Raw genomic sequence first — 6,444 nt, 5'->3', positions numbered from 1 at the left:
CGCCTGCGAGCCCGTGCTGCTGCCGCCGGCCGAAGGCGGCACACTCGCACCTGGCGTGGGGGACGCGGCGTTGGTGCAGGCGTTGCCGGTCGCGGAGTTGAGCAGGGCGACCCCGTTGACGGTGTTGCCGCACACGTTCACCGGCACCTCGACCGGCACCTGCACGTTGTTCCCGGCCAGCACACCGGGCGAATCCTGGGCGCCTCCCACCGCGTGCGAGTCGGCGAGGGCGGAGCTGCAGGACAGGGAGAGAATGCCCGAGGCGGCGGCCGCCGCGAGCACTCCCCTGCTCAGGGTCTGTCGCAATGTGGTTGTCTTCCTGCTTGAAGAATTGGGAAAGCCGGCCTTGGAACGAAGATCGACGTCCAAGGCCGGCCATGACACAGCCGGGGCAGTTTGACCGATCCGCCGAACAGGTTGATCGGAATGGGCACGGGACATGGATGACGTTCCGATACCTCGGGCACGGGCGCGTACCGCAGCCTTTCCCGGGAAGGCCCGGGCGGAGGAGTCGGCTCAGCGTTCCTTGCCATCCGCGATGGTCGGTCCGTTATCGCTACCGGTGGCAAGTGCCATGGGAGCGGCAGTCACCGGCATACCGAGTGCACAAGCTCTTGAGCACTGCGCGTTCCTTTCTCGTGGCGTCGCATGCCCACTGCTTCATCAACCCGGCGACGGAGAATTGGTTGCGGGGATTCACCCGCTCGGCGGCAGATCCGGAAAGGCAGGGGATTACGTCGCCGACCCCGACGGCGCCGCGCGAGTCGCCGCCCGACCGGCTACGACACCACGTCCTTCCGGGCGAAACCGCGGAACGCCAGGGCGAACAGCACCAGGGCGTACGTCATGGAGATCGCGGTGCCCTGGACCATGCCGGACCACTCCGGGGTCGGCTGGACGGCGTCGGCCCAGGCGAACTGCCAGTGCGCGGGCAGGAAGTCGCGCCAGTCGCCGAGGGCGGTGACCGCGTCCAGGACGTTGCCGGCGATGGTCAGGCCGACCGCGCCGCCGACCGCGCCGAGCGGCGCGTCGGTCTTGGTCGACAGCCAGAACGCGAGCCCGGCGGTGACCAGTTGGGACACGAAGATGTACGCCACGGCCACCAGGAGCCGCTGCGCCGCCGTGCCGGTGTCCAGGGCGCCGCCGGTCGGTATCTGCAGCGGGCCCCAGCCGTAGGCGGCCGTGCCCGCGGCGAGGGCCACGAGGGGCAGCAGCACCATCGCGGCGAGGCTCAGCCCGAGCGCCACTACGAGCTTGGACCACAACAGCCGGGCCCGGGGCACGGGCGCGGCGAGCAGATAGCGCAGCGACGACCAGCTCGCCTCGGAGGCGACCGTGTCCCCGCAGAACAGGGCGACCGGGATCACCAGCAGGAAGCCCGCCGAGACGAAGAGGTTCACGGCGGCGAAGTTGGCGCCGGACGCGGTGGCCGTGTCCATCAGCGTGACCTGGTTGTTCCGGCTTCCCGGGTCGCCGCCGATCGCGAAGGCGATCAGCAGGACGAACGGCAGCACGCCCAGGATCAGGCCCATGACCAGCGTGCGGCGCCGCTTGAGCTGGCGGACCAGCTCCACCCGCAGCGGCAGGGTGCGGCCCGCCTGGTAGCCGGAGGCGACTTCGGTGAGCGTGCTCATGCGGAACCTCCGATCAGGGTGAGGAAGGCGTCTTCCAGGCGGCGGTGCGGGCCGACCGAGGCGACCGGCACCTCCAGCCGCACCAGCTCCACGACCAGCCGCTCGGCGGTGCCGCCGGCTTCGAGCCGGATCAGCAGCCCGTCGTCGGTGCGCACGGCGGAGGCCACTCCGGGCAGCGCGCCCACCTTCTCCACGACCGGCTCCTCCACGGGTGCGGCGGTGCCGACCAGCAGGGTGTCGCCGGAGCCGACGATCTCCCTGACCGGTCCTGCCTGCACGAGCCGGCCGCGGTCCATCACCACCAGGTGGGTGCAGGACTGCTCGACCTCGGCGAGGAGATGGCTGGAGACGATCACCGTGCGGCCGCCGGCCGCGTAGCGGATCATCACCTCGCGCATCTCGCGGATCTGGGGCGGGTCCAGGCCGTTGGTGGGCTCGTCCAGGATGAGCAGGTCGGGCAGGCCGAGCATGGCCTGGGCGATGGCCAGGCGCTGGCGCATGCCCTGGGAGTACGTGCGCACCGCGCGGGCGAGGGCGTCGCCGAGGCCGGCGATCTCCAGCGCCTCGTCCAGGTGGGCGTCCCCGGGCGGGCGGCCGGTGGCCCGCCAGTACAGCTCCAGGTTCTCCCGGCCGGACAGGTGGGGCAGGAAGCCCGCGCCCTCCACGAACGCGCCTACCCGGGACAGCACCGGCGCGCCGGGCCGGATCGCATGGCCGAAGACGCGGATCTCGCCGTCGTCCGGCCGGATCAGGCCCATGAGCATGCGCAGGGTGGTGGTCTTGCCCGCGCCGTTCGGCCCGAGCAGGCCGAGGACCTGGCCCTTCTCGACGCGGAAGGACAGCTCGCGCACCGCGTACCGGTCGGTGGACTTGGCGTACCGCTTGCTCAGGCCCTCGATCACGAGCGGGACGTCCGCCAGCGCCGGGTCCGGGGCCGGGGCGGCCGTGCGGCGGCGGGCGGTGAGCAGCAGGGCGAGGGCGGCGACCGCGCCGGCCGCGGGCAGCCACCAGACCCAGGCGGGCAGCGGGGCGGCCGCGGTGGTGACCGCGGCGGCCGTCGGCACGCTCAGGTCTCCCTTCAGGGAGACGGTGTAGCCGGCCGGGGCAAGCGGTGAGGCGTAGCCGAGGTCGGTGGAGGCGAGGACCAGGCGGAGCCGGTGGCCCTTCTGCACCTCGTGGTCGATCGCCGGGAGGGTGAGGGTGACGTCCTTGCCGGCCTTGGCGCCGGTCACCCGGAAGGGGGCGACGAGCTGGGAGGGCAGGACCTGCCGGGTGCCGTCGGGACCGACGTCGTAGACCTTGCCGAACAGGACGGCGTCGGCGGCGGTGGAGGTGATGTGGACGGTGGCGGTCGGGGCGCCGGTGATCCGCAGGTCGCGGGTGAGCGGTGCGGAGTCGAACTTCGCGTACTGGCCGGGGAAGTCCAGGGAGACGCCGACGCCGAGCGCGGACAGCTGGGCGAGGCCGCCGGAGTCGCCGAGGCCGGGCAGCGCGGAGACTCCGGGCGGGCTGGCGCCGGCCGGGTTGGTGACGTGCTGCTCGCCGCCGGTGAGGGCGATGCTGCGCCGGTGGTCGTGCAGGCCCGGGTAGGCGCCGGCGCTCGCGCCGCGCAGCTGGGCGGTGCCGTCGGTGGAGTCGATGCCTCCGGTGCGGGTGATCCGGAAGGACGGGCCGGTGGCGGTGCTCGTGTCGCCCTTCAGGTACCGGTCGAACCAGGCGCGCACGCGTGCCTCGACGCGGTCCGTCTCCATGTCGCCGCCGTCGTGTCCGCCGGCGATCCAGTCGACGGCGACGGGGGCGCCGTTCGCGCGGATCGCCCGCTCGGCCGCGTCGGCCTGGTCCAGGGTGAACAGCGAGTCGGTCTGCCCCTGCACCAGCAGCGTGGGGACCTTGACGCGGTCGCCGACCGCGGACGGCGAGCGCTCCTCCAGCAGCTTGCGGGCGGCCGGGTCCGGGGTGCCGGACTCGGCGACCCGGTCGTACATCCGGCACAGCGCCGGCTCGAAGCGGGCGCAGCCGCCGCCGGTGTTGAAGAACATTCCGGCCCACAGCTTCTTGAACACGCCGTTCGGGAACAGGGCGTCGGCGAGGTTCCAGTAGGTGATCGCCGGGGCGATGGCGTCGACCCGCCGGTCGTATCCGGCGGCGAGCAGGGAGATCGCGCCGCCGTAGGAGCCGCCGGCCACGCCCACGCGCGGGTCGCCCGCCTTGTCGAGCCGCACCTGGGGCTGCCCGGCCAGCCAGTCGATGAGCCGGGAGACGTCGGCGACCTCGCCCTTCGGGTCGTTGAGCCCGATCTTCCCGGTGGACCGGCCGAAGCCGCGCGCGGACCAGGTCAGGACCGCGTACCCGTCCCGGGCGAGGTCCTCGGCCTGGCGGCGCATGTCGTCCTTGCTGCCGCCGAAGCCGTGCCCGAGCAGCACCGCGGGGTGGCGGCCGGCGTCGGCCGGGGTGAAGTACGAGGTGTCCAGGCGCACCCCGTCGACCGCCATGACCTGGTCGCTGCGGCGCACGGTCCGCGTGTCGTCGGAGGCGCCGGCCGCCGTCCATGTCCCGGCGCCGGCGAGCACCACGACGGCGGCCGCGGCGGCCATCAGCCGGCGTGGCCCCCTCAGCAGCCCTCGCAGCGCGGGCACTCGAAGATCCATGCGTCAACGGTACGGGCCGCCACCGACGACCGCTGCTGCCGTGGGGCGGAGCCGCGCGCCCTCCCTGGGGCGTACGGGCCGGCCGCGGCGTACTTCGGCCGTGGTACGAAGGGCCATGCAGATCCGCCGGGCCGCCTCCGTCGCCGAGGCCTGGGCCTGCGCGGCCTCCGCGGCGTGCCGCCGCCCCCGGCACCCCACCTGGCAGTGGGTGACGGGGGCGGCGGCCTGCGGGCCGGGGGTGACGGGGGAGTTCCCCCCCCGGCCGCGGCTCAGTCCCGGGCCTCGCCGGCGACCGGAGCGGGCGCCTGGGCGCGCTGGGCGGGGATGCCCGCGGCCGGCGTGCCCTCCGGAACCCGCGCGTCCTCCGGGATCGACACCAGCCAGCGGGTGTCCGGGCGCGGGCGCAGGTACAGGGCCCAGTAGAGGGTGGCGGCGGCGGTGATGCCGCCGGTCCACAGCAGGTAGCTCGTCTCCTGCTGGCTCAGGATGTACGCCAGGACCGCGATGAGCAGGACCGGCATCGCGGGCCACAGCGGCATCCGCCAGGCCGGCGTGTGCTGGTGGGAGCCGCGGCGGGCGAGCAGGGCGGCGACCGCGACCAGCAGGTACATGCCGGTCACCGAGACGCCGGTGATGCCGTAGAGGGTGTCCAGGTTGACGAAGCAGAGCACCGCGCCGGGGACGCCGACCGCGAGGGTGGCGACCCAGGGGGAGCCGAAGCGGCCGAGCTTGGAGAAGACGGTGTTGACCGGGCCGGGCCAGGCCTTGTCGCGGGCGGAGGCGAACAGGACGCGGGAGTTCTGGATGACCATGACTATGCCCGCGTTGATGATCGCCAGGGCCACGCAGAGGCTGACGAAGGTGCCGACCGCGGAGTTGGACCAGGCGGTGACCATGGAGCTGATGTCGCCGCCGGTCAGCTCTTCGAGGTCGCCGGCGCCCAGGGTGATGGCGGCGACCGGCACCAGGATGACCACGGTGGAGATGGCGAGGGTGGCGAGGACCGTGCGGGCGACGTTGCGGCGCGGGTTCTCCAGTTCCTCGGAGAGGTAGACGGCGGTCGAGAAGCCCTGGGTGACGAAGAGCGCGATGGCGAGCCCGGAGATCACCAGCATGGCCGTCACGGTGTCCGTGTGGCCGTCGGCGCCGGCCACCTGCATGGAGACCAGGCTGCCCATCCCGCGGTGGCTGTGCGAGAAGCCCAGCAGGGCGACGATCCCGGCGGCGATGACCTCCAGGACCAGGAAGATGCCGGTGATCCAGGCGTTGGCGCGCAGGTCGAGCAGGCCGGCGAGGGTGGCGAGCAGCATCACGCCGGCGCCGGTCATGGACGGGTCGAGATGGACGATCGGGGCCAGGTAGTCGGCGGTGCCCATCGCGATCACCGGCGGCACGATCATCACGACCAGCAGGGACAGCACGAAGACCAGCCAGCCCGCCAGCCGTCCGGCCATCGTCGACACCATGGCGTACTCGCCGCCGGCGCTGGGGATGAGGGTGCCCAGCTCCGAGTAGCAGAACGCCACGGCGATACAGAGGAGGGAGCCGATGGCGATCGTCAGGGCGGTGGCGGTGCCGAGGGAGCCGAACAGATCGGGGACGACCACGAAGAGCGTGGAGGCGGGCGTGACGCACGACAGCGTCAGCAAGGTGCCGCCGACGACCCCGATGGATCGCTTCAGACCCGGTGCGGGTGCTGCCACGGGGTCGGACACGGGGTCGGACACGGACTTCTGAAGCATGTCGGTCATACGGCGGTTTCCGATCGACTCGTGCGACTGAGGGTGGGGGTCGGGAGCGCTATCGCCTCCGGCGGATCGTCATACGTTCGTCTCGTCCGCTCCCGGCGCTGCATAGAGAACCCCGACGAAAACCGTCACGTCAATGGCCGTTTACCTTCGGAATCCGTAGTTCCGGATGAGCGTGCGGAGCATCACTTTCCCAGGCTGTGACGCGCTATAGGTGCATCCATCAAGCCCAGACCGAATGCGACCTTGCTTTCAAAGGCAATCTTCAGGCAGCCCCTTCGCCACCCGTTTCGTCCGGCCAGAACGAGAACCGCAGCCAACGTTTCAAAAAAATGTCAGCCGTCCGGTATTCGGACGCCATAACCGGTCGCGCTCATGTCAGTCCCAACGGCTAGAGTGCGCCCGCACGGCAGA

The 6,444-nt window shown here is 72.2% G+C and carries 4 protein-coding genes; all 4 read right to left on the bottom strand.

Annotated features, from left to right (window positions below; translation table 11 throughout):
• Positions 1-306: chaplin (locus tag ACZ7DL_RS09560; protein WP_470772840.1), on the bottom strand; the 306-nt coding region annotated here is incomplete at its 3' end.
• Positions 307-779: 473 nt separating this feature from the next.
• Positions 780-1,634, bottom strand: coding sequence for an ABC transporter permease (locus tag ACZ7DL_RS09555; RefSeq protein ID WP_470772839.1), 855 nt, complete (start codon positions 1,632-1,634; stop codon positions 780-782).
• Positions 1,631-4,282 (bottom strand): CocE/NonD family hydrolase, encoded by a 2,652-nt coding sequence (locus ACZ7DL_RS09550; protein WP_470772838.1) that lies wholly within the window; start codon positions 4,280-4,282, stop codon positions 1,631-1,633. Before ACZ7DL_RS09550 ends, ACZ7DL_RS09555 begins: the two co-directional genes overlap by 4 nt.
• Before the next feature lie 269 nt (positions 4,283-4,551).
• Positions 4,552-6,033, bottom strand: coding sequence for an APC family permease (locus tag ACZ7DL_RS09545; RefSeq protein ID WP_470772836.1), 1,482 nt, complete (start codon positions 6,031-6,033; stop codon positions 4,552-4,554).
• Positions 6,034-6,444: the final 411 nt, after the last annotated feature.

The organism is Streptomyces sp. NPDC036984 (assembly GCF_055607665.1).
The sequence above is the reverse complement of the archived record's forward strand: the minus strand, read 5'-3'. Positions and strand labels throughout refer to the sequence as shown.

Excerpts from the sequence above, each read along its gene's own strand:
- ACZ7DL_RS09555 (WP_470772839.1), bottom strand. The coding sequence starts at position 1,634 with ATGAGCACGCTCACCGAAGTCGCCTCCGGCTACCAGGCGGGCCGCACC.
- ACZ7DL_RS09550 (WP_470772838.1), bottom strand. The coding sequence starts at position 4,282 with ATGGATCTTCGAGTGCCCGCGCTGCGAGGGCTGCTGAGGGGGCCACGC.
- ACZ7DL_RS09545 (WP_470772836.1), bottom strand. The coding sequence starts at position 6,033 with ATGACCGACATGCTTCAGAAGTCCGTGTCCGACCCCGTGTCCGACCCC.